This window comes from Enterobacter sp. CC120223-11 (genome assembly GCF_900215375.1).
Taxonomy (GTDB): Bacteria; Pseudomonadota; Gammaproteobacteria; order Enterobacterales; family Enterobacteriaceae; genus Scandinavium.
In genome coordinates, this window is record NZ_OBEF01000001.1 from 214,492 (window position 1) to 239,399 (window position 24,908).

At 55.5% G+C, this 24,908-nt stretch carries 24 protein-coding genes; 13 read left to right on the top strand and 11 right to left on the bottom strand.

The window, feature by feature from the left end; all coding sequences use genetic code 11:
* Positions 1-72 precede the first annotated feature (72 nt).
* The 6 genes from CRO87_RS00945 to pspA all read right to left on the bottom strand — a co-directional run bounded on the left by CRO87_RS00945 (position 73) and on the right by pspA (position 4,173).
* Positions 73-1,122 (bottom strand): YcjF family protein, encoded by a 1,050-nt coding sequence (locus CRO87_RS00945; RefSeq protein WP_097161053.1) that lies wholly within the window; start codon positions 1,120-1,122, stop codon positions 73-75.
* Positions 1,119-2,516, bottom strand: coding sequence for a YcjX family protein (locus CRO87_RS00950; RefSeq protein WP_097161299.1), 1,398 nt, complete (start codon positions 2,514-2,516; stop codon positions 1,119-1,121). Before CRO87_RS00950 ends, CRO87_RS00945 begins: the two co-directional genes overlap by 4 nt.
* Positions 2,517-2,639: 123 nt before the next feature.
* Positions 2,640-2,858: a phage shock protein PspD gene (gene pspD, locus CRO87_RS00955; RefSeq protein WP_097161054.1), complete on the bottom strand. Its 219-nt coding sequence runs from the start codon at positions 2,856-2,858 to the stop codon at positions 2,640-2,642.
* Between the two features lie 15 nt (positions 2,859-2,873).
* Positions 2,874-3,233, bottom strand: coding sequence for an envelope stress response membrane protein PspC (pspC, locus tag CRO87_RS00960; protein WP_097161055.1), 360 nt, complete (start codon positions 3,231-3,233; stop codon positions 2,874-2,876).
* The gene (gene pspB, locus CRO87_RS00965; RefSeq protein WP_097161056.1) at positions 3,230-3,451 is read right to left on the bottom strand and encodes an envelope stress response membrane protein PspB; all 222 of its coding nucleotides are present in this window, start codon (positions 3,449-3,451) and stop codon (positions 3,230-3,232) included. The genes pspC and pspB overlap by 4 nt, the downstream gene beginning before the upstream one ends.
* A 53-nt stretch (positions 3,452-3,504) precedes the next feature.
* Positions 3,505-4,173: a phage shock protein PspA gene (pspA, locus tag CRO87_RS00970; RefSeq protein WP_097161057.1), complete on the bottom strand. Its 669-nt coding sequence runs from the start codon at positions 4,171-4,173 to the stop codon at positions 3,505-3,507.
* 158 nt (positions 4,174-4,331) lie between these two features.
* Between pspA and pspF the strand changes: the two genes are divergently transcribed.
* From pspF to CRO87_RS00990, 4 genes are all read left to right on the top strand, one after another.
* Entirely contained in the window at positions 4,332-5,327 is a 996-nt protein-coding gene (gene pspF, locus CRO87_RS00975; RefSeq protein WP_176504242.1) for a phage shock protein operon transcriptional activator, read from the top strand.
* 322 nt (positions 5,328-5,649) lie between these two features.
* Positions 5,650-6,732 carry a DUF262 domain-containing protein gene (locus CRO87_RS00980; protein ID WP_097161059.1) on the top strand — a complete coding sequence of 361 codons (1,083 nt, stop codon included), beginning with the start codon at positions 5,650-5,652 and terminating at the stop codon, positions 6,730-6,732.
* Positions 6,732-7,526 (top strand): HEPN domain-containing protein, encoded by a 795-nt coding sequence (locus CRO87_RS00985; protein WP_097161060.1) that lies wholly within the window; start codon positions 6,732-6,734, stop codon positions 7,524-7,526. The genes CRO87_RS00980 and CRO87_RS00985 overlap by 1 nt, the downstream gene beginning before the upstream one ends.
* Positions 7,527-8,074: 548 nt before the next feature.
* A complete protein-coding gene (locus tag CRO87_RS00990; RefSeq protein WP_097161061.1) occupies positions 8,075-8,512 on the top strand; it encodes a hypothetical protein in 438 nt (145 codons plus the stop codon).
* Positions 8,513-8,570: 58 nt separating this feature from the next.
* On the opposite strand, the gene CRO87_RS00995 is transcribed toward CRO87_RS00990, so the two are convergent.
* The gene (locus CRO87_RS00995; RefSeq protein WP_097161062.1) at positions 8,571-9,083 is read right to left on the bottom strand and encodes a DUF4823 domain-containing protein; all 513 of its coding nucleotides are present in this window, start codon (positions 9,081-9,083) and stop codon (positions 8,571-8,573) included.
* Between the two features lie 245 nt (positions 9,084-9,328).
* On the opposite strand from CRO87_RS00995, the gene CRO87_RS01000 reads away from it, so the two are divergent.
* Positions 9,329-10,423: an AAA family ATPase gene (locus tag CRO87_RS01000; protein ID WP_097161063.1), complete on the top strand. Its 1,095-nt coding sequence runs from the start codon at positions 9,329-9,331 to the stop codon at positions 10,421-10,423.
* A 69-nt stretch (positions 10,424-10,492) separates the two neighbouring features.
* On the opposite strand, the gene CRO87_RS01005 is transcribed toward CRO87_RS01000, so the two are convergent.
* From CRO87_RS01005 to CRO87_RS01015, 3 genes are all read right to left on the bottom strand, one after another.
* The gene (locus tag CRO87_RS01005) at positions 10,493-10,996 is read right to left on the bottom strand and encodes a DUF1543 domain-containing protein (protein WP_097161064.1); all 504 of its coding nucleotides are present in this window, start codon (positions 10,994-10,996) and stop codon (positions 10,493-10,495) included.
* Positions 10,997-11,261: 265 nt separating this feature from the next.
* Entirely contained in the window at positions 11,262-12,650 is a 1,389-nt protein-coding gene (locus CRO87_RS01010) for an MFS transporter (RefSeq protein WP_097161065.1), read from the bottom strand.
* Between the two features lie 27 nt (positions 12,651-12,677).
* Complete coding sequence (locus CRO87_RS01015) at positions 12,678-13,847, bottom strand: M20 aminoacylase family protein (protein ID WP_097161066.1); 1,170 nt, start codon at positions 13,845-13,847, stop codon at positions 12,678-12,680.
* A gap of 172 nt (positions 13,848-14,019) precedes the next feature.
* Here CRO87_RS01015 and CRO87_RS01020 point away from each other — a divergent pair, with 172 nt between their 5' ends.
* Positions 14,020-16,338 (top strand): helix-turn-helix domain-containing protein, encoded by a 2,319-nt coding sequence (locus CRO87_RS01020; protein ID WP_097161067.1) that lies wholly within the window; start codon positions 14,020-14,022, stop codon positions 16,336-16,338.
* Positions 16,339-16,340: 2 nt separating this feature from the next.
* On the opposite strand, the gene CRO87_RS01025 is transcribed toward CRO87_RS01020, so the two are convergent.
* The gene (locus CRO87_RS01025) at positions 16,341-17,138 is read right to left on the bottom strand and encodes an MBL fold metallo-hydrolase (protein WP_097161068.1); all 798 of its coding nucleotides are present in this window, start codon (positions 17,136-17,138) and stop codon (positions 16,341-16,343) included.
* 265 nt (positions 17,139-17,403) lie between these two features.
* Between CRO87_RS01025 and sapA the strand changes: the two genes are divergently transcribed.
* The 7 genes from sapA to CRO87_RS01060 all read left to right on the top strand — a co-directional run bounded on the left by sapA (position 17,404) and on the right by CRO87_RS01060 (position 24,850).
* A complete protein-coding gene (gene sapA / locus CRO87_RS01030; RefSeq protein WP_097161300.1) occupies positions 17,404-19,053 on the top strand; it encodes an ABC transporter substrate-binding protein SapA in 1,650 nt (549 codons plus the stop codon).
* Positions 19,050-20,015, top strand: coding sequence for a putrescine export ABC transporter permease SapB (gene sapB, locus CRO87_RS01035; RefSeq protein ID WP_097161069.1), 966 nt, complete (start codon positions 19,050-19,052; stop codon positions 20,013-20,015). Before sapA ends, sapB begins: the two co-directional genes overlap by 4 nt.
* Positions 20,002-20,892, top strand: coding sequence for a putrescine export ABC transporter permease SapC (gene sapC, locus CRO87_RS01040; RefSeq protein ID WP_097161070.1), 891 nt, complete (start codon positions 20,002-20,004; stop codon positions 20,890-20,892). The genes sapB and sapC overlap by 14 nt, the downstream gene beginning before the upstream one ends.
* Positions 20,892-21,884 (top strand): putrescine export ABC transporter ATP-binding protein SapD, encoded by a 993-nt coding sequence (sapD, locus tag CRO87_RS01045; protein ID WP_097161071.1) that lies wholly within the window; start codon positions 20,892-20,894, stop codon positions 21,882-21,884. The genes sapC and sapD overlap by 1 nt, the downstream gene beginning before the upstream one ends.
* A 1-nt stretch (position 21,885) precedes the next feature.
* A complete protein-coding gene (gene sapF, locus CRO87_RS01050) occupies positions 21,886-22,692 on the top strand; it encodes a peptide ABC transporter ATP-binding protein SapF (RefSeq protein WP_097161072.1) in 807 nt (268 codons plus the stop codon).
* 122 nt (positions 22,693-22,814) lie between these two features.
* Positions 22,815-23,603: an enoyl-ACP reductase FabI gene (gene fabI / locus CRO87_RS01055; protein ID WP_097161073.1), complete on the top strand. Its 789-nt coding sequence runs from the start codon at positions 22,815-22,817 to the stop codon at positions 23,601-23,603.
* 143 nt (positions 23,604-23,746) lie between these two features.
* On the top strand, positions 23,747-24,850 hold the full coding sequence (locus CRO87_RS01060; RefSeq protein ID WP_097161074.1) for a carboxymuconolactone decarboxylase family protein: 1,104 nt from the start codon (positions 23,747-23,749) through the stop codon (positions 24,848-24,850).
* Positions 24,851-24,908 lie beyond the last annotated feature (58 nt).

Consider the following 24,908-nt stretch of genomic DNA (forward strand, 5'->3'; position numbering starts at 1 on the left):
CGTTCGATGACGTCCGGTGGGCTTAAATTTAGCAGAGGATTGCGCGGCCTCCGGGCCGCGCAGCTGAAAAAGTCAGGTGGGACGCTTGTTGATGGTTTCTTTAAGCTGCCCGATTAGCTCCCGGCGGAAGTCGCCGAGCTTCGGCTTGTCGTTATCTATCCACGGCAGCGGGCGGCACACTTCCATCGCCTTGATACCAAGACGCGCGGTGAGGAGGCCAGCCCCAATCCCTTGCGCTGCGCGGGCGGAAAGGCGCGCCGCAAGATCCTGAGACATCCAGTCCATCCCCACTTCGCGCACCAGTTCGCTGGCCCCGGCAAAGGCGATATTCAGCAGCACCAGGCGGAACAGGCGCAGGCGGCTGTAATAGCCAAGTTCAATACCGTACAGCGTGGCAATGCGGTTGATCAGCCGCAGGTTACGCCAGGCGATAAACGCCATGTCCACCAGCGCCAGTGGGCTGACGGCAATCATCAGCGTTGATTCAGCCGCAGAACGACTGATCTCACGGCGGGCCTGCGCGTCCAGCACTGGCTGAACCAGGTGCGCATAAAGCGTGACCACTTCACGATCGTTCTGCGTTTCATGGATGGCGGCATACCAGCGTTGAAGCGCCGGGTGCGACTGATCGAGCCCTGCCTGGCGGGCAAGCTGCTCGCAGAACGCACGGCCTTTGCCCGTGCCGTGGCTGTGCAGCAGATCCCTCGCTTCATCACGCTCCTGCGCGCGCTGGCGCAACCGCCACAAGCGTCGCCATTCTGTCGCAACGGAACCCACACCGGCCCCGACGATCAGCGCCCCGGCGGCACAGCCCCCAAGCGCGACCCAGTCCTGAGTTTGCCAGGCGTTCATCGTCCACTGCACGCCCTGCGCGACAACGCTCACGCCGAAAATCGCCAGCCCGGCGCTGACCATTCTGCGCCACAGGCTGCGCTTCGGGCGCAGCGCGGCTTCCACCACCGCTTCGGCCTGCCCTTCATCCTCCAGCGGGTCGTCAATGACCGTCGGGGAGAAGTTCTCCATCTGACTCTGTTCAAAGGTTTGCGCCGCGCGCAGCGTTTCTGTTTTATCCGCTTCCAGCGGTCCGGCAAAATCAATGCGCGGTTTTAACGGTTCGCTCATCGCAATTTGTCTCCAATCAAAAACTCCAGCGCCGCATCCAGGCGAATGTGCGGCAGCGGTTTGTCGACGTCCATCGCCTGCGGGCGGAACGCCTCAAACTGAAAGCCCTGCTGTTCCCAGAATGCCTGGCCCGGCAGACGCGCCGGAACCTCGCCCGGGTAGACCGTCAGCGGTTCGCCATCGCTCAGCCGATTGCCGCGCAGCGCCGGGATTTTCTCGCCGTTGACGTCAATCAGCCCGCTCTGGGTCGCCTGCACCGAGGCGAGCCCCAGGCAGTCCATGCTGATGCCTTCAAACGCCGCATTCTGCCAGGCGTCCTGAATCAGCTGTTGCAGCAAAGACACCATGTTGGCGTGCTGATCGACGGTGACGTGGTCGGCCTTGGTGGCGGCAAACAGCAGCTTGTCGATCACCGGGGAGAACAGGCGACGGAACAGCGTGCGCTGCCCATAGTGGAAGCTCTGCATCAGCTGCGTCAGCGCCAGGCGCATGTCGTTGAACGCCTGCGGACCGCTGTTCAGCGGCTGCAGACAATCGACCAGGACTATCTGGCGATCGAAACGCAGGAAATGATTTTTATAGAAATCTTTGACGATATGCTCGCAGTAGTAGTCAAAACGTGCGCGAAGCATACCGGCATTGGTGTGTTTATCGGCCTGCGCCAGCTTTGCTTCCCCCGCGGCATCCACGTCCGGCCACGGGAAGAACTGTAGCGCAGGTGCTCCGGCCATTTCCCCCGGCAGCACAAAGCGGCCCGGCTGAATGAAATGCAGCCCCTCTTTTTTGCAGGTGTGGAGATACTCCGTCCAGGCCTGGCTGATTTCCGCCAGACGATTTTCATCGGCGGGCGCCAGCGGATCGAGCCCTTCGCACAGCTCACGCCAGCGCGCCGACCATTCTGCACGCTGGCCCGTCAGCAGGCCAGTCATCTGCCGCGACCAGCCCAGGTAATCCTGCGCCAGCATCGGCAAGTCCAGCAGCCACTCGCCGGGGTAATCGACAATTTCCAGATACAGTGTGGACGTGTCTTTGAAGTGGCGTAAAAGCGAATCATTGGAGCGAAAACGCAGCGCCAGACGAATCTCACTCACCCCGCGCGTGGGCGTCGGCCACGTCGGCGGCGTGCCGTATAATTGCGCCAGCCCTTCGTCATAGGTGAAACGCGGAATGCCGTAATCACGCTGCGGCACACGTTTCACGCCCAGCAGGCGCTCCTCGCGCACCGCGCTCAGCAGAGGGAGACGCGCCCCGGCGTGTAAATTCAGCAATTGATTGACCATCGCCGTGATAAACGCCGTTTTGCCGCTGCGGCTGAGCCCCGTCACCGCCAGGCGCAGATGTCGGTCCACGCCGCGGTTCATCAGGGCATTGAATTCGTTTTTCAGTCGGTTTATCGCCATTCCATTGCGTCCAGAAGTGGGAATATCAGTCAAGGATATTACATGGGGGCAAAGCGGGAAGATGCAATGTGAAAAATTCTTAGGATTCTGGCACTTCCGTGGCTGTGCCTCTCATTGCTACTTGAGGTTTCGGGACAAACGGCTGGCAAGACGTGCCAGCACAGGTTCAAGCGCCACCGCCAGCAGCATCTTCAGCGGGCGGCGAGCGACGGATTTGATAGCCCAACCGGCAACGCCCGCCGGGCCGTAACGCAGTGCGGTCAGCAAAACGAGCTTGCCCGCGATTTTCAGGCCGGGTTTCACTTTCTGCCCGGTGCGTTGCCATTTTGAGTTCATGCTTTTCTCTCTCAGTTACAGCTGGCGGAACCGGCTGCGCAGGGAAAAAGTATCGGAAGTAACATAGCGTTCCATTTCGCGTAAACGCTTTTCACCCGCCGCCAGCTCTGCGTCTACCGCATTCAGCAGCTCGCCGCTGGACGGCATTTTTTCGCCGTACATTTCGCTGTCCGGCATCGGGTCGAGGGCGAAGGTCATGATGATGTAGGCCACCACAACAAAGAAAAACAGCCCAAATATCATTGCCAGCACGGTGATGATACGCACCAGCTTCACCGGCACGTCGAGCCAGTGTGCGATCCCGGCGCAGACGCCCTTCACCATGCCCTGCTGCGGAATGCGCCACAGCTTTTTGCTGAAATCTAATGCCATTATTTTTCTCTCCAGTTCGGGTGTTCCGCGTCGAGAATGTCTTCCAGCGCCTGAAGGCGGTCACGCATCCGTTTTGCTTCGTCGGTCAGCTGTACCAGCCGCTGCTTTTCGCCCGACGTTAAATCTGCACTGCTGCGATTGCTGTAATGCAGCCAGAGCCAGACCGGAAGGACAAACAGCACAAACAGCGTCAGCGGAATGGCAAGAAAAAGCGCGCTCATAAGGTCTCCTTACTGATGATGAGCGGCGACACCCGCGGTGCCGCCTGCCAATATTATTGATTATCCTGCTTCATTTTGGCCCGCAGTTCAGCGATTTGCGCACTGATATCGTCGTCCGCTTTCAGGTCAGCGAACTGCTGATCCAGCGATTTCTGTTTGCCAAAGCCGTGGCTTTCCGCTTCGGCTTCCATCTGGTCAATACGACGCTCGAAGGATTCAAAGCGCGCCATTGCTTCGTCCAGCTTGCCGCTGTCGAGCTGACGGCGCACATCGCGGGATGAGTTGGCCGCCTGGTGACGCAGCGTCAGCGCCTGCTGGCGAGCGCGGGTTTCGCTCAGCTTGTTCTCCAGCTCGCCAATCTCTTTTTTCATACGCGCCAGGGTGTCGTCCACCAGCGTCACTTCCTGCTCCAGCGTGACGATAAGATCGGTCAGCTTTTGCTTTTCAATCAGCGCGGCACGCGCCAGATCTTCTTTCTCTTTACGCAGCGCCAGTTCGGCCTTCTCCTGCCATTCGGCCTGCTGTGCGGTCGCCTGCTCGATGCGGCGGGTCAGTTGTTTCTTTTCCGCCAGCGCGCGGGCTGAAGTGGAACGCACCTCAACTAAGGTGTCTTCCATCTCCTGAATCATCAGGCGGACCAGCTTCTGTGGATCTTCAGCCTTTTCCAACAGCGAATTGATGTTGGCGTTCACGATATCGGCAAAGCGAGAAAAAATACCCATATTCACATCCTCATACAGTCAGTTTTGTCATCGGGCAAAGCCCTGCTGCAAGGGATAATACAAACGGCGTGCCAACTTTTTATCTTATTGATTTTGCGAGGGGTGATTGAAATTCACCCATTCCACCGCTACAGTGAAGTGGTCAATTACACTAACGAGTGGCGAATTTCATCATGGCAGAATACAAGGACAACCTGCTCGGCGAAGCGAACAGCTTTCTCGAGGTGCTGGAACAGGTTTCACGGCTCGCACCGCTGGACAAACCCGTGCTGGTGATCGGCGAGCGTGGCACAGGGAAAGAGCTGATTGCCAACCGCCTGCACTTTCTCTCCTCGCGCTGGCAGGGGCCGTTTATCTCACTCAACTGCGCGGCGCTGAATGAAAACCTGCTCGATTCAGAACTTTTCGGCCATGAAGCGGGCGCCTTTACCGGCGCCCAAAAACGCCATCCGGGGCGATTCGAACGCGCCGACGGCGGCACCCTCTTCCTCGACGAACTCGCCACCGCCCCGATGTTGGTTCAGGAGAAGCTGCTGCGAGTTATTGAATACGGAGAACTGGAGCGAGTCGGTGGCAGCCAGCCGTTGCAGGTTAACGTGCGCCTGGTCTGCGCCACCAATGCCGATTTACCGAAAATGGTGGAAGAAGGCACCTTCCGCGCCGACCTTCTCGATCGCCTGGCCTTCGACGTTGTACAGCTCCCGCCGCTGCGCGAACGCCAGAGCGACATCCTGTTGATGGCGGAACATTTCGCAATTCAGATGTGCCGCGAACTTGGCTTACCGCTCTTTCCGGGCTTTACCGAACACGCGCGAGACACGCTGCAAAATTACGGCTGGCCGGGCAATATCCGCGAACTGAAAAACGTGGTCGAACGCTCGGTCTATCGCCACGCCAGCATTGAAGAACCGCTGGATAACATCATTCTGGATCCGTTCCAGCGGGCGGTTCCGGCTTCGGCGGCTGTTGAGCAGGTTTCAAAAGAGAGTTCTCTGTCGTTGCCAATGGATCTGCGCGAGTTTCAGCAAGAGCAGGAAAAGGGTTTGCTGCAACAGGCGCTACAGCAGGCGAAGTTTAATCAGAAGAAAGCCGCTGAGCTCTTGGGGCTGACTTATCACCAGTTACGGGCTTTGTTGAAGAAGTATCAGCTTTAGAGCTTGGGCAGTTGATTGTTGTTTGGTACATAGGGGCTGCTTTGTGCCAGAAACAATCATTACTAGCCTATGCTGCAATAATTCTCTGGGGGCAGGTCAAGTACAGTATCAGGGCTGGCGCGCAATGCTTTCCCCGCCACGCCTGCCCGCTTTATGGGACTGTTTTAATGCAGTTGCATTGCTAAAGCCTGTCAGCATTGGTTCTTGGGGAAGACTGTAGATGCTCAATTTTTAATGCTATTACATGCAAATAACTGCATACTTTGTGAATCATGTATTGTGCTAAAGATAGCCGTTTTAAATGTCGTTTCGTGGAGAAAACATGACCAATCTCAAACATAACCTCGAAGAGTTGCAGCAAATAGCAAAAGAACGCACAGTCAAAACGCAAACTATCGAATATGATCTGGAAACTTTAGTAAAAAAAATAAAAAGAAACGTCATAAAGCTTAATCCTGAGTATCAACGAAAACACCGTTGGGATGATGAAACATCATCAAGACTAATTGAAAGTCTTATACTTAACATACCGATTCCTTTTATCTACATCTCCCAAGATGTTGATGTTGATGAGGAAGTAGATTTTGAGTCATCACGTTTCTCTGTCATCGATGGACAGCAGCGTCTCACTGCAATTTATAATTTCTTTGAGAATAAATACCAACTCCAAGGTTTAGAGGTTCTTGACAAACTCAATGGGGCGTTCCATAAAGATTTACCTCCATTTTTAATGAGGCGCCTTGAAGAAAGAAGTATCAGATGTTTGCGAATTGACTCTACGCTCGACCCACAAGTGAAATATGACATTTTTGAAAGACTGAACTCTGGATCGGTAAAGTTGGAGTCACAAGAACTGCGAAATGCGACATGCAGAGGGCCATTTAAAGACCTCGTAAAAGGATTATCAAAAAATGAACACTTTAAATTGGCATGTAAGTTAACACCTGATAGTTCCCGCGTTAAAAAAATGGAAGATGAAGAGCTTGTACTGCGTTTCTTCGCCATAAACTACCTTGATAGCTATAGGGATTACAAAGGGAAGTTCAAAAATTTCCTGACTATTAAGATGAATTCATTTAACAATCTACCTATAAAACAGTTAGAGGAAATGGAAAGGTTGTTTAATGATACTTTTAAAGCCATTGAAAAATCTAATATAGATTATCCTTTCACTAAGTATCGGGCAACGGCCGATGGTTTTGAAAAAATGTCTGATTTTAATGCTGCGGTGTATGATTCAATTACACATCTCTTTATTGAAAGTTTGAAAAAAGGAACAGTTGTTACTTCCGAAAAAATTCTCGGAATGTTTTCAGATCCAGATTTTTTTGCAGCATGTGAAGGTAGTGTAAATGATGTTGCTAAGCTAAATACAAGGATTAATAAGGCAAAGGAAACAGCATAATGGCTACATTCATTGCAGATTATCTTGATACCGTTGATCTTCAGTGGAGAGAGGTTGATATTTTAGTCGATGAAGCGGTCCGTGTTCAGGAGTCAAATGAATATTTATATAATGCTCTTTGTCGTTCGATTACAGTTTTGATTGTTGCTCATATGGAAGGGTTCGTTAAAGGTGCAGTCAAAAACATTATTAGCGATTACGCATCCGTAAAATTCAAAGAGTTACCGATCTCGATCAAAAGAACTTACTGTAAAAAATATTTAGGATTTGATGAAAAAGCGTTTCCCGGATATCAAGATGCAATCCAGTGCCTAATGGATGATTTAGAGAAAACAGATGACTTCAAAATTTCTCCTGAACCGTTTATATCGGATAGGAATAAAAACCCAAAGCCAGATGTCATTGGCAATATAGCATCAAGGTTTGGCGTTGGAGATATTTTTAAAAACCTACACGAATCAAGGTTTGACAAAATCTTTGCCATGACATCTCCACAAATTAAAAATGCTCTTGAAGTTATCTCTGTTTTAACTAAGCGAAAAGTTTGTGATTTTCCTTATAGAGTAAGGAAAAATGCTTACTATACGAGCCCGGCATTATATCGTGGGCGAAGTTTATGGCAGACTTTTTTAGATGATTTAAATCAAAAACGTCATAAAATAGCCCATGGCAATGACTTTGCGAATGCTACAGATATTAACTCACTTATTGATCTTAAAGATAAGGTCAGAATCCTTCAGTACTCATTTTTATTAATTATTTGCTCTGAAATATGTAATACCCAAATACAGTAGATAATGTTAATGAGGGGCAGTTTTGCTGCCCTTTAAAACCATATTAATTATGTGATTTAAAAATAACTTATAGCGTTGTAAGTATCCCTGCAAAAGGAACCATTCACTTTAACAGATATGTCAATGTCCGCTGTTCGCTCATAGCAGCCATAAGCTGTTGTTAACTGAAATCAATAAAACGGATAAATCCCTCCAAACTATTCATCCAATTTATGTAAACAAACACAATAACTTACATTCCATAATGAGATCCTCCTTCCAGTAATAGCCCTTGTTGGTATCGGGTTATCGCCGTACTATTTTTGAGCACTAGCCAAATCTGGTGCCGGGATTGACCTCCTGATAAACTCCACCGACGTCACAATGGGCGCGTCAGCGCCTTTTTTGTGCCGTGCGTTCGGCTACGCTTCAATGGCGGGTCGGACGAGGGCATCGAAAGATGCGCTGGTATCGGTGAGAGCCAGTAAGGTCAACCTCGTTCGATCCGCCACCCGTGAGATTGACCTCTCCGCTGGCGGTCATAAAAATCTCTCACCGGAGTTAGTCAAATGACAACAATCCCCACTACCGATCAAGATGTCCTGAACCAGTCCTTCACCGCCGCGGCGGACTTTCTCGAACTCGCCAACCACTGCGACCGTTTCGCTGAAAACCTGATTGACTGTGACGACACCACCGAAAAGCTGGCGCTGCTGGGCCGGATCGGAGCCTGTCTGGCACTGCTGCGCCCGACGCTTAACGATCCCATTCCGGATCATCTGATTGATTGCCTGACAACCAAAACGCTCCCTGCCCCTCAGTCCCATTTCGAACCGGACTCTGAGGCGCTGTGCGATTATTGTCTGACACTCGCGCAGGTGCTGTGCCAGCAATCGTTTTTGCCCGAAACGGAAAAGACGTTGAGAGGGCTGCTGTGTGAATTGGTCTGGATGTTTGCGGCGGATTTAAAAGCGCCGCGTTGGGTTTCCGTTAAGCTCCCGCAGTAAAACAATCTGCCCGGTGGCGCAAGCTTACCGGGCCTACAGCAGAAATCTGGGCTAAATGTTAATAGAGGCTATTTACGTAATCATTCACTGGCTTTGGAAGTAGATCCTGGGGATGATCGCCACCAAAAGTTGCCAATTTACTTTTCCCGGCAAGGATGGTTGAAGCCAGACGTTCATCCGAAGCTATATCATAAACAGTGATTTTCACTTCTATTTGATCAGGAATACCTGACCACTCTGTGGCACGTTCTTCCCAGTGTAGAATCTGAGGAACAACATAATATCCACGCTTTGTTGTGGAGTGGCTTTTAAGGCAGGTGATGTCAGCACAATCGTCTAAAACTGTAACAGTATCGGAATGCTTCAGGAATGCCGCCCTGACGGCAGAGGCGGTAGCACTACCTGAGCCTGAATAAGCGTGCCCTTCATAAGCCCCATCAGCAGGCACTGAAATAACAACTGGTTCATCTCTGACCAAATTCTCACTGCGGTTCTGAATATTGTTTGTGGTGTACTTAGCCGAGCAGCCAGTGAGAAGAACGGCTGCTGATAAGAGTAAAAAATGCTTCATGATTCCATCCTGTGTGTAAAAAACAATCACCTCAATGCGAGTGATTAAAATACCAATAGTTGGTAACTGACATTGTGGATCAATACAGATCAAGCTTAAACATCGAAACAAAATAATCGTGACTGACGGATGATAAATTACATACTTTGCCTGCAATGGATAAATTTACGTTGAAGCTTATCCGGAGGTTCAGCTATAACGGAGCCGTCAAGAAAAGCCCCCAGTGATACCACAGGAAACAAGCCATGATCAGCCGCATTCAGATACAAAACTTCCGCTCCGTTCGCAAAATCGACCTGGAGCTGGGCAGACTGAATGTCGTGGTTGGCAGTAACGGTTGCGGTAAATCAAACATTTACAAAGGCATTCAGCTGCTTTCGGCTGCGGCTGAGGGGAGATTCTCGTCACATCTTAGCGATGAAGGTGGTCTTGAGAATGTGATGTGGTCGGGGCAATTTAACGCAGCTGCCGGGGAGCCCCGACGCCTCGCCTTATCCTGTCAGGCCGATGATTTTGACTATGAAATGCAGATTGGCTTTCCTGATAAGTTGCCCTATCCCACCCACTTTGCGCTGGATGCCGTGTTTAAAGAAGAGAACATCTGGGTCGGGAAGGTTGGGCGACGCCCCAGTGCGAACGTCCTGCATCGTAAAAACAGCGCCGCTTTTCTTGTCGATGTTGATGGGCATAAAACGGCCTATACCGATGCCGTCTATGAAAACGAGTCCATTTTCGGTCATTTAGGTGAACCGCATAAATATCCTGAGATCTCTTTAGTTCGGGAAACCATGCGCAAATGGCGCTTTTATCACGAGTTTGATGTCTCAAAAAAATCCTCGCTGCGCACTCCCAGCGTCGGTCACCGCTCGCCTGTCTTATTCAGCGACGGCGCCAATCTTGCTGCCGCCTTTCAGACAATTATTGAAATTGGTGATGCGGAATTATTGACCGAAATTCTTGCCGATGCATTTCCCGAATGCTCTTTTTATTGTGAAAATGAGCATTCGCTTTTTGCCATGAAAATGCGACGTAAAGGCGTGCTTCGCCCCTTGCTTGCAAGCGAAATGTCAGACGGCACATTACGGTTTTTATGCCTTGCGGTGGCATTGCTCAGCCCGAGGCCACCTTCATTTTTTGCGTTAAATGAGCCAGAAAATAGCCTTCACCCACTCCTGCTTCCGGCCCTGGCAAAGCTAATTGTGGAATCGTCACGATACTCGCAAATATGGCTGACCAGCCACTCACCGGAGCTGGCAGAACTTATCGCCGGGCACACTGCATTTCATCTTTATGAGCTGGAAAATGGGGATGGTGAGACGGTGATTAAACACCGTAGCTGACGTGGTAATGTACCCGGCAGCGCAAACTTACCAGGCCTGCCGCTTGCATCAGCTGGCAGGCCCACGGTTTTACTCACCAATCGGCTGGTAGCCCTGCCACTCAGGCTTGTCGCGCGTGCCTGTGGCGCAGGGCGTTAAATGCACAAACAGTTCACCCACTTTATCGAGCAGCAGGCAATCGTCCACCTCTTTGAGGTTGTCTTTATGCTGCTGATCGACGCCGCACAGGAGCGTATCCAGCGCTTTCTTTTTTGCCTCCTGCGCAGTCGCCGCAACGAACAGCTCGAACTCGTGCAGTTCAGCTAGCGTATCCGGACGATATCCCCCGGCATTGACAAAGAAGAGCCTGAGGCTGGAAGAGGATGGCTCGGCAGAGAGCGTGACGCTATAGCCATCCGCCCAGGTAACCTGGCTGTAGCCATCAATGTGAATTTTATCTTTATCGCCAAACCACGCGGCCCTTAGCGCAGGCCATGCCTCGCTTGGGGAGTGGGCAGCAACAAACTGAATGTCATGAACTTCAATATTGGACTTGCCGGCATTGCCGCCGACGTAAAACATATACAGCCTCATCGGAACGCTCTCCTTAACTAACCGATATGCATTAAATTATATAGCGGTTGTTACTGCAACCCTTGACAAGAGTGACAGAGGGATAAGTTCAGGAAGTCCTGTTCGTCGTCTTTAGCGTAGTAAAGTTTACCGAGCTGAATGTAACGTGTGAAAGATTGCAGTATCAGCATCGAATCGGCGGGACCTTTTACGACGCTCGGGTTTGTGAAGTCTATACAGAGCCTGAATCACCCGGCGGCGCAAGCTCACCGGGCAACTCAGTAAACTATTTCCCCTTCGACAGCAGCGCCGCGCTCGCCAGCATCGATCCTAAGCACAGCACGCTGTTAAACAGCAGCGCGTACTGGGCCGCAGTTGCCATGCCGAGGGGTAAAAACAGCGCATAAAGTGACGCCGTCACGGCGATGCCCATTGCCCCACCGAGCGAGCTGCCCATTTTGTAAATACCTGAAGCGACACCGACTTTTTCTTCTGGTGCATTGACCACGGCCGTATCCGTGGACGGCGTTGCGTAACAGCCGAGTCCTAATCCAAGCAGCACGTTGCTGAAGAATACCACGCCGATATACACCGACTTCTCCAGGAAGGTGCAGGAAATCAGCAGCACCCCCACGCCCGCGATAATCGGCCCGGTCATCATCGGCAGCCGTGCGCCAAAGCGTTGCAGCAGCTTTTCGCCGACGCGGATCATCACCAGTACCGTCACCAGGTAGCCCATCGTCATCAGCCCGGTCTGCAACGCGCTGAGGTGATGCCCCTGCTGGAGCCAAATGCTGGCGATCATCAGGGTTCCAATACAGCCGTTCAGCAGGAAGTTCGACAGCACCGCCGCGCTGTAGTCGCGGTTGCGGAACAGGGCGAAATCAATCAGCGCGTCTTCACCTTTGCGCAGCCCGGTGCGGATAAAAAGCAGCGTGGCGAGTACCGCGCCACAGAGCATGGAGAGTGACAGGCCGCTGCTCCAGCCCCAGGCGTAGCCCTTGCTAATAAACAGGTTCAGCAGCACCAGCGCGGTAACGAAGCTGAGCAAGCCGCTCAAATCCAGACGGCGGCTCTGAGCGCTTTCGCTTCGGCTCTCCGGCGTGCCGCGGATCAGCAGCAGCGCCACCAGCGCCGCCACCATCGAGAAGACGAAGATCCAGCGCCAGCCCAGCCCAGTGGCAATAGCCCCGCCGACGAACGAGCACAGGCCGCTGCCGCCCCAGGAGCCAATCACCCAGAAGCTCACCGCGCGCTGACGGGCCTTGCCCTCATACCAGGTTTTGATCAGCGCCAGCGTCGCTGGCATGATGCACGCCGCCGACAGCCCCTGAATCACTCGCCCGGCAAGAAACAAGGCCGGGCCCTGCGCCACCACCAGCATCCCGCTGCCGAGAATGCTCAGGCCGAGGCCGATCAGCGTGAGGCGCACACGGCCAAACTTATCCGCCAGCCCTCCGCTCGCCACCACAAAGCAGCCGCTGAACAAGGCGCTGAGGCTGACCGCAAGCGTCAGCGTCTCCAGTGAAATATCCAGACTGCTTTTCATTGCCGGAACGACGTTGATCACCGACTGGGCGAACAGCCAGAAGGTCAGAACGCTGAGAACAATGCCCGCCAGCAGCCGGTCGTTACCGGCAAACGGACGAGTTTCTGTCAGGGAAACGGTACTCATCGTGCGGCCCTCCTTCTTGTGCGTCGGTTAGCGCAGGTAGTGTTCGGTCAGGCCGCTCCACAGCGCCGCGCCGGTGATCAGGATGCTGTCGTTGAAGTCGTAGCCAGGGTTATGCACCATGCAGCGCTCCGGTTCGTCTCCCGCGCCAATGGTGAAGTAGCTGCCGTTCGGGTTCTTCTCGAGCATGAAGGCAAAATCTTCGCTACCCATAAATGAACCGATGGTGACCACGTTTTCATCGCCAAAGAGATCGCGGGCGACGCTGCGTACCATCTCGTTCGCCGCCGGATCGTTTTTCAGCACCGGGCTGCCATTGACGTGGGTGATGGCCGCCGTCGCGTTGAAGCTCTCAGCCTGAGATACAGCGATGTCGTGAATGCGCTGCAGCACGGTCTGACGCACCTTCTCATTCAGCGTGCGCACGGTGAGCTTCATCAGCACTTTTTCATTGATGATGTTTGGCGCATGACCTGCCTGAATGCTGCCCACGGTCACCACCGCAGGCTCGAAAGGCGTGATGTTGCGTGAGACGATCGACTGCAACGCGATGGTGATATGGCAGGCCACCAGCGTGGCGTCCACGGTGTGCTCCGGCACCGCACCGTGCCCGCCCACACCGTTCACCTCAATATGCAGCGTGTCGGACGACGCCATCATTGCGCCGTCGTGCAGGCCGATTTTGCCGAGCTTCTGCGACGGCATGTTATGCAGACCAAAAATGTGGTCGCAGGGGAACTTATCGAACAGGCCGTCTTCCACCATTACGCGCCCGCCGTACAGCAGTTCTTCGGCTGGCTGGAAAATCAGGTTCAGGGTGCCGCTGAAATTGCGCGTGCGTGCGAGGTATTCTGCGGCATACAGCAATGTGGTGGTGTGCCCGTCGTGACCGCAGCCGTGGAATTTGCCGTCGGTTTTGCTGGCCCACGCTTTGCCGCTGTTCTCCTGCATCGGCAGCGCATCCATATCCGCGCGAATACCCAGCCGTTTGCTGCCGTTACCCACTCTCAACTGGCCCACCACGCCGGTGCCGCCCAGCCCGCGATGGACTTCATAGCCCCATTTGCTCAGCAACCGCGCAACCTGGTCGCTGGTTTTGCGTTCTTCAAACCCGATTTCAGGGTGCTGGTGAAAGTGACGACGCAGCTCAATAAACTCTTCTTCGGTGCCCTGTAAGGCGGCAATCAGCGGATGTGACATTTTTGTTATCCCTTTATGGCTTCACAGTGATAATGTCGAGTTTATGTCGCCAGCAATGCCATAAAGTGCAGTTTTTTGTTGTGTAACGACGCATTTCGCATGACTGTTTTTCATACAATTCAGTTATGACAAAAAACAACCCGCAGTAATTTGTCCTGATGTGAGGTGAGTCATGGATCACGGCAGCAACGAGTTTGCAGTTACCGTGCAGGATGTGCGGCAGCTTGCCCAGGAGGAGAGCAACGCGCTGACGCTGCTGTGGATGCTGGAGGGCAACGCGGAACTGGAAACCGACACGCAGCGCACACAGCTCACTCCCCAAAGCCTGACGGTCGTTAACCGTCAGCAGCGCTGGCAGCTCTCTGCCACAATGCCGAATGCAATGCTGCGTGTGACGCTGTCGGGCCAGTGGCTGACGCGCCTCTCGCCTGACTTCTTCTCTTATGACTACCATCTGCCGGATGAATCCAGCGGCAGCTGGCCGCAATGCGATGAGCTGCGCCATCTGTTACGCCAGCTTCTGGTGGCCACCCTCATTAACGACCCGGCCCGCTATAAGCTGGAGGCCAACCGCTGGCTCGGCGAAATCGTGCTGCTGCTGGTCACCCGCTTTCAGCAGTCGGCGCGCCTCAGCCTGCGGGCAGCCCATCCTGGCTGGAGCAAGCGCATCACTCAGGTGGTGGAACGCATTGAGGCCAGCTACACGCGGCGCATTACGCTGGCTGAAATTGCGCAGGCGGAATTTGTCTCCGAGGCCTGGCTCTCGCGGCTGTTTCGCAAGGAGGTCGGCGTGAGCTTTATGCAGTTCATCACCCGGCTGCGGCTGGAGAAGGCCGCCGAAGCCTTACGTCAGACTAACCGCCCGCTGCATCAGATTGCGCTGGAGCAAGGGTTTGCCAGTACCCGCATGATGAGCGACCTGTTTCGTCGTCACCAAAGGATGACCCCGCGAGAGTTTCGCCAGCAGCGCCAGAGCCCCGGCAACAGCAACCGTCCGCGCACAGCCGGGCGTGATACCCTGCTTCCGGTGGAGGTGGATCGTCTGTTCAGCCTGCTGAACGAGCCGGAAAAGCGCGGCTGGGAGCCTTCTCCCCTGACCCTCCATCAGCAGCATGAACGCGTTGTCGACCTGCGGGAGCCTGCTCCCCGATCCGTTCCGCTGCGGCATACCCGCGTAATGATTACCCTGCGCGAACTCGATGATTTGCTGAGGGAAGATGTGCGCCGCGAGCTGGAAGCGCTTGATGAACACATCCCGATCCATGGCATCGACATCACGGAGCCGTTCCTCAGCAGCCGCCTGTTTGCTAGCGGCTGGGACGATCCGCTGATGGCCGGTTACGCCAGCTGGTACAACCTGCATCAAATTTTCAGCTGGCTGGCGGAGAAAAACTGGACCGTGCTGCTGCATACCGGGCTGACTACTCAGGTGCCGCTGCTGCGGCAATTTCTGAAGCAGGCCGTGAATCACTTCCCGGCGGAGGTGACCGCAGGCTGGCAGTTCGTCTGGCACTGGTCGTCGCAGGCAAGTGAAGAGACGCGCGAAGGCGTCTGGCGGGCGCACCGGGAGGCTCTGCGGACGTTCCTGCCTCAGGCGAAATCAGGGGTATGGCATCGGTTTGCTGTCGGCGCCCAGCCCATTGCGGATGAAGCCCTCTTCCGCTCGACAATCCTTAAAGAGGCAGATTTTCTGGCCTGCCCGGCGGACGCCAACGAACTGCTCGATCGGGCACAGCTTGATCCCTCGCTGCTGGCCTCAACGGAAAACTACCCGGTGCAGAAAGTTCGGCAGATCCAGGCCGCGCTTCGCCAACAGCAGCTCGCTTTGCCGCTCTGGCTGCTCTCCTGGAACACGCTGACCGGCAACACCCGTTCGACGAATGGGTGGTTTTTCCGCGGGGCGCTGCTGATGCACACGCTGCTGGGGCTCTCCGGGCAGGTGTGGCTGGCAGGATTCTGGCTCAATTCGGGGTTACAGGGCGAAGCCCGGGCCAATGACACGATTGACACCTCAAGCCTGGCATTGCAGTACCATCACGGTTTGCCGCGCCCGATTTACTGGGTGCTGTGGCTGTGGCGCAGGCTGCGCGGCGAAGTGTTGGTCAACGACAAAAACCTGCTGCTGTTGCACCATGAAGGCCGCTATCAGGTGCTGCTGCGCAACACCGTGGTGTTCAACCCCTGGCTTTCCAGTGAAGAGGCGTTTATTCAGCGTTTTCGCCAGCAGTATCGCATCGAACTTCAGGGGCTGAGCGGGCCGTGGCGTATCAAATCGCATCTCTACGATCAGCACAACGGCGCGCTCTTCCCGTTGCTGGATGCCTTCACCGTCGCCAGCGGCCCCGATGAGGAGATCTGGCGCTGGGTGCGTCACAGGGCCCGCCCGACGCTTGCCGTGCGCGACGAACAGCTGCACGACAGCTGGCAGATTGCCGATTCGCTGGAAAGCAACGCGCTGGTGCTTTATGAGCTGACGCCGCTGCGTGAATGACGTCAGCGCCGCTCAATACACTCGATGTATTTGCGCGCTGACTGCCGGACGATATCTGCGGCGTTTTCAGGAATATTTTTTCCCTCGAACGCGCCGTACAGCGCATTAAAGCGAACGTCTTTCAGCCGATGAGCGATAGCCGCCACGGTTGGCGCAGAAAGCGGCAGCATATTGGGGTAGCTCCACATAAAGGAGACGCTGCCGGCGCCTGGTGCGACCTGAATAATGTCGCCGCTGAGCAGCACGCCATTCTCAGCTTTATGAAGCAGAACGCTGCCGCCCGCGAAATGACCGCCAAGCCGCAGGAGCTGAACATGGCTGTTGAGGTCGAGGGTTTCCCCTTCCCACAAATGAATGTAAGGGCTGTCGCGCTGGATCCACTTTTTATCGTCGGCGTGCAGATAAATCGGGGCGTCGAACGCCGCCGCCCAGTCCTGCATGGTGCTGTAATAATGCGGGTGCGAAATCGCTATCGCCTTCAGCCCGCCCAGGGCGGTGATTATCGCCTGTGTGGCGTCATCAAAATGAGGAATGCAGTCCCAGAGAATATTTCCCTCTTCGCTTTGCACAATAATCGCGCGCTGCCCGATGGCAAAATTGGGCACGGTTTCGACGCTGAGCAGCCCAGGTGCGAGCTGTCGCCATTTATTTGTGTGCCCCGCGCGAAGTTCGGAAGGTGTGATCCAAGCCTGCCCGCTTGCCGGAACATATTGTCGCTCGTCCTCACAAATCGGGCAGCTTTGCGGATGCCCTGCCGTAACTTCATAAGAAGTCCCGCACGCTTTGCATAACGTTATCATCATCTTCCTCGCGTCTGCCTGTATGCTTCGAGTGATAATCGAGCATGGCACAGCGCTGTGGCGGGATGTGGTGGAAAGTGCTTAACGGTTGAATCAAGGTCCGAAGTGGAAACCTTCGGGCCTTAATTTATACCCGGGCTGACGTGTAACCTGCTTCCATACCCCCACAAAACTGATGACATTTGCAGCGGTCAGTCGCGAAGTTTGTACGAGGCCGCCCCAAGTGCGATACACTTTGCAGATCGGTCTGAAATTTGAAGAAATTATGCGCCTGAAATTCTCCTCTTTACTGGCACTCCTGGGTTGCCTGTGCGGCCATGCGATGGCGGAAACGCCCCCTGCGCTCGCCCCGAATGCCGACATTCGCGACAGCGGTTTTGTTTACTGCGTCAGCGGCCAGGTGAACACCTTTAACCCGCAGAAAGCGGGCAGCGGCCTGATTGTCGACACCCTCGCGGCACAAATTTATGACCGCCTGCTGGACGTCGATCCTTATACCTACCGGCTGGTGCCGGAGCTGGCGGAAAGCTGGGAAGTGCTCGACAACGGCGCAACTTACCGCTTCCACCTTCGCAACGGCGTGCAGTTCCAAAAAACCGCCTGGTTCAAACCCACCCGGACGCTGAACGCCGACGATGTGGTCTTTACCTTCCAGCGCATTTTCAATCGCGATCATCCGTGGCACAACGTTAACGGGCCGAATTTTCCCTACTTCGACAGCTTACAGTTTGCCGACAGCGTGGAGAGCGTGCGCAAGCTCGACGGAAACACCGTTGAATTCCGCCTGAAGCGCCCGGATGCTTCCTTCCTCTGGCATCTGGCGACGCACTACGCGTCGGTGATGTCTGCGGAATACGCGGCAAATCTCACTAAAATCGACAAACAGGAACAGCTCGATCGCCAGCCTGTTGGCACCGGGCCGTATCAGCTCGATGAGTATCGCGCCGGGCAGTATGTGCGTCTGCAGCGCCATCCGCATTTCTGGCGCGGTGAGCCGCTGATGCCGCAGGTTGTGGTTGATCTGGGCTCCGGCGGCACAGGGCGTTTATCAAAACTGCTGACCGGCGAATGCGACGTGCTCGCCTGGCCTGCTGCCAGCCAGCTCTCCATTCTGCGCGACGATCCGCGCCTGCGCCTGACGCTGCGTCCGGGCATGAACATCGCCTATCTGGCCTTCAACACCGACAAGCCGCCGCTGAATAACCCCGCCGTTCGCCACGCGCTGGCGCTGTCGATCAACAACCAGCGCCTGATGCAGTCCATTTATTACGGCACCGCCGAAACCGCCGCATCGATTCTGCCGCGCGCATCCTGGGCCTACGATAGCGAGGCTAAGATTACCGAATACGACCCGGCGAAATCACGCGAGCAGCTGAAAGCGCTGGGCCTTGAGAACATGACGCTGCGCCTGTGGGTGCCAACCAGCTCTCAGGCGTGGAACCCGAGTCCGCTTAAAACCGCCGAGCTGATTCAGGCGGATATGGCGCAGGTGGGCGTGAAGGTGATCATCGTCCCGGTTGAAGGCCGTTTTCAGGAAGCTCGCCTGATGGACATGAATCACGACCTGACCCTCACCGGCTGGGCAACGGACAGTAACGATCCTGACAGCTTCTTCCGCCCGCTGCTCAGCTGCGCGGCCATTGGCTCACAGACTAACTTTGCGCACTGGTGTAACCGTGAGTTCGACGATGTGCTGCGAAAAGCACTCTCGTCGCAGCAGCTGGCCTCGCGGATTGATGCTTATGACGAAGCTCAGCAGATCCTCGCGAAAGATCTGCCCGTGCTGCCGCTGGCCTCCTCGCTGCGGCTTCAGGCGTACCGGTATGACATCAAAGGGCTGGTGCTCAGCCCGTTCGGCAATGCGTCGTTCGCGGGCGTGTCCCGTGAAAAAGAGGAAGAGGTGAAAAAACCATGATCATTTTTACCCTCCGCCGTCTGCTTTTACTGCTGGTGACGCTGTTTCTGCTGACGTTTGTTGGCTTCAGCCTGAGCTACTTCACGCCGCACGCCCCGTTGCAGGGCGCTTCCCTCTGGAACGCCTGGCTGTTCTGGTTTAAGGGCCTGCTGCACTGGGATTTCGGCGTGTCGAGCATCAATGGACAGCTCATTTCCGAACAGCTGAAGGAAGTCTTCCCGGCCACCATGGAGTTGTGCATCCTGGCCTTTGGCTTTGCGCTGCTGGTCGGCATTCCCGTTGGTATGCTGGCAGGGATTATGCGCAACAAATGGCAGGATAACGTTATCAGCGCCTTCGCCCTGCTCGGCTTCTCGATCCCCGTCTTCTGGCTGGCACTTTTACTGACGCTGTTCTTCTCGCTGACCCTCAGCTGGCTGCCGGTGTCCGGGCGGTTTGACCTGCTGTATGAAGTGAAAAGCGTAACTGGTTTTGCGCTGATTGATGCCTGGCTCTCCGATTCGCCGTGGCGCGATGAGATGATCATGAGCGCCGCACGCCATATGATCCTGCCGGTGCTGACGCTCGCCGTTGCACCGACCACCGAAGTCGTGCGCCTGATGCGCCTGAGCACCATCGACGTGTACGACACCAACTACGTCAAGGCGGCGGCCACGCGTGGCGTATCGCGCCTGACGATTCTGCGTCGCCACGTGCTGCACAACGCTCTGCCACCGGTAATCCCACGTCTTGGCCTGCAGTTTTCTACCATGCTGACGCTCGCCATGATCACCGAGATGGTGTTCAGTTGGCCAGGCCTGGGGCGCTGGATGATCAATGCCATTCGTCAGCAGGACTACGCGGCGATTTCTGCCGGGGTGATGGTGATCGGCGCGCTGGTGATTATTGTGAACGTGATTTCTGACATTCTGGGTGCCATGGCTAACCCGCTGAAACATAAGGAATGGTATGCCCTACGATAGCGTCTATCTCGAGAAGCGCCCGCCCGGTGTGATGCGCACCGTGTGGCGTAAATTCTACGGCGATACCACCGCGATGATCGGCCTGTACGGCTGTATCGGCCTTGCTGCACTGTGCATTTTTGGCGGCTGGTTCGCGCCTTATGGCCTCGATCAGCAGTTCCTTGGCTACCAGCTGCTGCCACCATCGTGGTCGCGCTACGGCGAAGTTTCCTTCTTCCTCGGCACCGACGACCTCGGGCGAGATGTGCTGAGCCGCCTTCTGAGCGGCGCGGCGCCAACTGTGGGCGGTGCGTTTGTGGTAACGCTGGGTGCCACGCTATTCGGCCTGGTGCTGGGCGCTTTCGCAGGCTCCACGCGTGGCCTGCGTTCGGCGGTGCTTAACCACATTCTCGACACCCTGCTCTCTATTCCGTCGCTGCTGCTGGCGATTATCGTGGTCGCCTTCTCCGGGCCGCATCTGCTGCACGCGATGTTTGCCGTCTGGCTGGCGCTGCTGCCGCGCATGGTGCGCTCGGTCTACAGCATGGTGCATGACGAATTAGAAAAAGATTACGTCACCGCCGCACGTCTCGACGGCGCAACAACGCTCAATATTTTGTGGTTCGCCGTGCTGCCAAATATCGCCGCCGGACTGGTGACGGAAATCACCCGCGCGCTGTCGATGGCGATTCTGGATATTGCCGCGCTAGGCTTCCTCGACCTCGGCGCGCAGCTCCCTTCCCCGGAATGGGGCGCAATGCTCGGCGATGCGCTGGAGCTGATTTATGTCGCACCCTGGACCGTCATGCTGCCAGGTGCCGCCATCATGGTAAGCGTGCTGCTGGTGAACCTGCTTGGCGACGGCGTACGCCGCGCCATCAATGCGGGGGTGCAATAATGCCGTTACTGGATATCCGTAATCTGACCATCGAGTTTCACACCAGCGAAGGCTGGGTGAAGGCCGTCGATCGCGTCAGCATGACCCTCGCCGAAGGGGAAATTCGTGGCCTGGTGGGCGAATCAGGCTCGGGAAAAAGCCTCATCGCCAAAGCGATTTGCGGCGTCACCAAAGACAACTGGCGCGTGACTGCCGACCGCATGCGCTTTGATGATATCGACCTCCTGCGCCTGTCGAACCGCGAAAGACGCAGGCTCGTCGGCCACAACGTGTCGATGATTTTCCAGGAGCCGCAGTCCTGTCTCGATCCATCGGAGCGCGTCGGCAAACAGCTGATGCAAAATATCCCCGGCTGGACCTATAAAGGCCGCTGGTGGCAGCGCTTCGGCTGGCGAAAACGCCGTGCCATTGAGCTACTGCACCGCGTGGGTATTAAAGATCATAAAGACGCGATGCGTAGCTTCCCCTACGAGCTGACGGACGGCGAGTGCCAGAAGGTGATGATTGCTATCGCGCTGGCCAACCAGCCGCGCCTGCTGATTGCCGATGAGCCGACCAACGCGATGGAGCCGACCACCCAGGCGCAGATTTTCCGCCTGCTCACCCGACTCAATCAGAACAACAACACCACCATTCTGCTTATCAGCCACGACCTGCAAATGCTGAGTCAGTGGGCCGATAAAATTAACGTGATGTACTGCGGGCAAACCGTGGAAAGCGCGCCGAGCGAAGATCTGGTCAGCACGCCTCACCACCCTTATACCCAGGCGCTAATCCGCGCAATGCCTGACTTTGGCCGCTCGATGCCGCACAAAAGTCGCCTCAACACCATGCCGGGCGCGATCCCGCTGCTGGAGTCGCTGCCGATTGGCTGCCGCCTGGGGCCGCGCTGCCCTTACGCCCAGCGTAAATGCATTGAAAGACCGTTGCTGACTGGCGCGAAAAACCATCTGTTCGCCTGTCATTTCCCGCTCAACATGGAGAAAGAGTGACATGGTCGAAACCCTGCTCGAAGTCCGCAACCTGAGTAAGACCTTCCGTTACCGTACCGGGCTCTTTCACCGTCAGACGGTCGAGGCCGTAAAGCCGCTGAGCTTTACGCTGCGCGAGCGTCAGACGCTGGCCATCATCGGCGAGAACGGCTCCGGTAAATCGACGCTGGCCAAGATGCTGGCGGGCATGATCGAGCCCACCACCGGCGAACTGCTGATTGACGATCACCCGCTGGAATTCGGTGACTACTCGTTTCGCAGCCAGCGCATCCGTATGATTTTTCAGGATCCCTCGACGTCGCTCAACCCGCGTCAGCGCATTTCGCAGATTCTGGATTTCCCGCTCCGCCTGAACACCGACCTTGAACCGGAAGCACGGCAAAAGCAGATCATCGAAACGCTGCGGCTGGTCGGCCTGCTGCCCGATCACGTCAGCTACTACCCGCACATGCTCGCGCCTGGACAAAAGCAGCGTCTGGGCCTGGCCCGTGCGCTGATCCTGCGCCCGAAGGTGATTATCTGCGACGAAGCGCTGGCCTCATTAGATATGTCGATGCGCTCGCAGCTCATCAACCTGATGCTGGAACTACAGGAAAAACAGGGCATTTCGTATATCTACGTGACGCAGCATTTGGGCATGATGAAGCACATTAGCGACCAGGTGTTGGTGATGCACCAGGGCGAGGTGGTCGAACGTGGCAGCACCGCCGACGTGCTCTCCTCCCCGCTTCACGATCTGACCAAACGCTTAATTGCCGGGCATTTTGGCGAGGCGTTAACCGCGGATGCGTGGCGAAAAGACCGATAAAAACGGACCTTAAGTGGTCGGATTAACTCTGCGGGCAAGCTATGCTAGAATCGCCCACGTTTAACGACGGACTGCCTATAATTGATGCAGCCGCTACAACAATGACATAAGGATTAAAAGCTATGGGTTTTCTTTCCGGTAAGCGCATTCTGGTAACTGGCGTTGCCAGCAAACTCTCCATCGCCTACGGTATCGCACAGGCTATGCACCGCGAAGGCGCAGAGCTCGCCTTCACCTATCAGAACGAAAAACTGAAAGGCCGCGTGGAAGAGTTCGCTGCACAGCTGGGTTCCAGCATTGTTCTGGAATGCGATGTTGCGCAGGACGAAAGCATCGATAGCCTGTTCACTGAACTGGGCAAAGTGTGGCCGAAATTTGATGGTTTCGTTCACTCCATCGGCTTCGCGCCGGGCGACCAGCTGGACGGTGACTACGTGAATGCCGTCACCCGTGAAGGCTTCAAAATCGCTCACGACATCAGCTCCTACAGCTTCGTTGCAATGGCGAAAGCCTGCCGCGAAATGCTGAACCCGGGCTCCGCGCTGCTGACGCTGTCTTACCTCGGCGCTGAGCGTGCTATCCCTAACTACAACGTTATGGGTCTGGCAAAAGCCTCTCTGGAAGCCAACGTACGCTACATGGCGAATGCGATGGGTCCTGAAGGCGTGCGCGTCAACGGTATCTCCGCGGGTCCAATCCGTACCCTGGCCGCATCCGGTATTAAAGACTTCCGTAAAATGCTGGCACACTGCGAAGCGGTTACCCCAATTCGTCGCACCGTGACCATCGAAGACGTGGGCAACAGCGCAGCGTTCCTGTGCTCTGACCTGTCTGCCGGTATCTCCGGTGAAGTCGTTCACGTTGACGGTGGCTTCAGCATCGCCGCAATGAACGAACTGGAACTGAAATAAGTTCTTTTCCGCCCTGCGCTCGCAGGGCGGATTTCCCACCGTTATTCCACTCCGTTATTTGTTATCACGCTTCAATATTTTTATCAGCTCCCGCCTTACGTCAGGATAGCGTTCTATCAATACGACATCCCGAAGGACACTCCATGGAGCAAAGCCGCGCTCACGGCAAAAGCCATTGGTATCATGAAACGCAGGCGAGAAATCAGGCAGCCGACGTGCTCCCCCTGGTTCCGGAAGCGGCCCACTTTGCAGACCGCTTTTTGCTGGATCTGACTCTTCCCCCCTTTTCTGCCCAAACGCGACGGTGGCTCGAGCTTTCACGGCAGATTTCGGCGCACCTGTTTCCGGATTCTGCGCCCGTCACTCGCCTGAACACCTTTAGCGCTTATGAACGTCTCAGCACCGCTTTGACCGTCGCGCAGGTGTTTGGCGTTCAGCGGTTGTGTAATCACTACGCCGCTCGTCTTGCGCCACTGCCCGGCCCGGATTCATCGCGCGAGAGCAATCACCGGCTGGCGCAGATCACTCAGTACGCCCGCCAGTTGGCCAGTTCGCCTTCGGTTATTTGTGCGCAGTCGCGCGAGCAGCTTGAAGCCGTTGGTCTGACCGCGCCCGACAGGGTGCTGATCACTCAAATTGTCGGCTTCATCAGCTATCAGGCGCGCGTTGTGGCCGCCGGACAAGCTTTGCTGGGGTTGCCGGTGCGTTGGATTCCAGGCATGCCCATGCAGGACGATGCACCCGCAGCCGCTTTCTCTCCATCAGCAGGCGACTGGCAGCCAGGAATTGCGTGTCGGGGTCTTACAGACAACCCCGAAGTTCCAGAGCCATTTGCCGCTTTGCTGGCGTGGGATGAGGTGCTGTCTGAAAAACAGGCCGAACTTTTGCAGTCGCTGGAGGTTGAAACAGAGCTGTCAGAATTGGCCGCCCTGCTCTGTGCCCGCATCAATGGCAGCCTCAGCTGTTTTCAGAAAAACGCGGCCGATGCGTCACTAAAAGCGGCAACGCTTCAGGGCGATCGGGCGTTACGGCTTTGGCAGGCGGATAACGCACTGACTCAGGCGACAATCCAGGCCGTGCAACTTGTTACCCGCGCGCCAGACCGCTTTAGCGCCGCCCAATTTTCGCCCCTCACCGAACAGGGGCTTTCCGTCGACCAGGCCTTCACGCTGCTGGCCTGGAGTGGTGCTTGTGGGTGGATAAACCGCCTTAAAATCGGCCTTGGCGAGGTGTCGCCGGATGCGTAAAAGGCCTAAAGTTCGCTTGCTGCGACAGGCATAATCGCGTAAAACTGTCAGCCGCTCT